Source organism: Streptomyces mutomycini (assembly GCF_001700505.1).
Lineage (GTDB): Bacteria > Actinomycetota > Actinomycetes > Streptomycetales > Streptomycetaceae > Streptomyces > Streptomyces mutomycini.
The window spans coordinates 1-1339 of record NZ_MAPV01000345.1 but is presented as its reverse complement, the minus strand read 5'-3'; the positions used below and the strand labels follow the sequence as shown (position 1 = coordinate 1339).

The window sequence follows — 1339 nt, the reverse complement described above, 5'->3', positions numbered from 1 at the left end:
CCACTGAGTGCCACGGCGGCGGCGGTGCCCGCCCGGAACGGGGCTTCCGCTGGAGCCTGTGCCCACAGCTCGGTCCGGGCCTGCTTTGGGGTGACGACTTCCGGGAACGGGACGCCGGTGCCTGCGTAGTCGTCCCACGGTCCGTGAAGTGTGTAGCGGCTGGTCGTCTGGGAGCCGTCAGCCCGGTACTGCGGGCGATCCGATACGAGACACAGGTCGCGGAGCAGGGTGAGCGCGCGTTGAACGCTGCGCTCGCTGACCTCGACTTCGGCCGCGATCAGCGGGACCGACGGGAAGCAGGAGAACCGTTCGTCGGCTCGGTCAGCGAGTCGAGTCAATACGAACTTGGCCGTGGTGTTCCCGACCTTGACGCGGTGGGAGTAGTTGAGAGCCTCAACGCTCATCGGGCTCCCCCAGCAGGGGCAACGGTGCGACGGGACGCCAGCATCATGAGCTCCTGCTGGAGATCGCCCGGCCGGGTGTCAGTAATGGTCGGCCTGGCGATGTGCGTACCCGAGGCCCAAAACCATCCGGGTGCGGTGGCGAGGCATGTGGTCCTTGCCACGGTGTGTGGTGTAGCGGTGGTGTGACCACGCTGGTCACGGCACATGAAGGGCTCCATTCCCTGCCCGAGTGCGCTGCCGCTGCTCCCACCGACCTCCGTGGCGCTCGCCCCGAAGGGTGCTGACCACGTATGATCTGAAACAGATCGGCCCCGCACTGCGGGATCTGAAGCCCGGCCCCCTCGCTCCGCCAAGAATGAGGGGGGTCGGGCTTTCTGCTGTCTTGCTTGCGATCACTCTAACGGCCAGTTACTGGCTGGTGACCGGCCGTTTGCCCGTTTGGCCTGTCAGGCTTCGGGCCGGAGGGACGTGGTCCAGCGGAGGATGGTCGAGCCGCCGGCGACCTTGACGGCCACTTCCACCACGCGGCCGTCCGTGAGAGTCACGGTCCGCACTACCTGAGTCACGACTACATCTCCCGCCGTGAGGCCGAGGGTGGTTTTTTCCGTCTCTGTGGCGAGGCGAGATGTCACCTCTTCCAGCACCTCGTCCTGCGCCGTCCCCAGGCGTTCCGCCGCAAGCTCCCGCGATGCTCCGGTGGACACCGGCTGCGTTAGCTCGGGCGTCACGGCGATCACGTAGGCCGGATAGTAGGAGCTGCTGACGTGCACCGGGACGCCTCCCCGGCTGACCACGCGACGGCGCACGTGGACGGGCGTGCCGGGCGCCACGTCAAGGCGGGGAGCGATCAAGGAGTCCGCTCCGATCGTGCCCACCTCCAAGATGCGGGACGTCTCGCCGCCGCCGAGAGCGCTTCCGGTGGCCCCGTGCAGGAG

Annotated in this window: 2 protein-coding genes; both read right to left on the bottom strand. The window is 67.7% G+C overall.

The genetic code is table 11. From position 1 onward, the window contains the following. On the bottom strand, window positions 1-404 hold a 404-nt coding region (locus tag BFF76_RS30355; protein ID WP_141695713.1), incomplete at its 3' end, for a helix-turn-helix domain-containing protein. 446 nt (window positions 405-850) lie between these two features. Then, on the bottom strand, window positions 851-1339 hold a 489-nt coding region (locus BFF76_RS30350; protein ID WP_065849503.1), incomplete at its 5' end, for a UTRA domain-containing protein.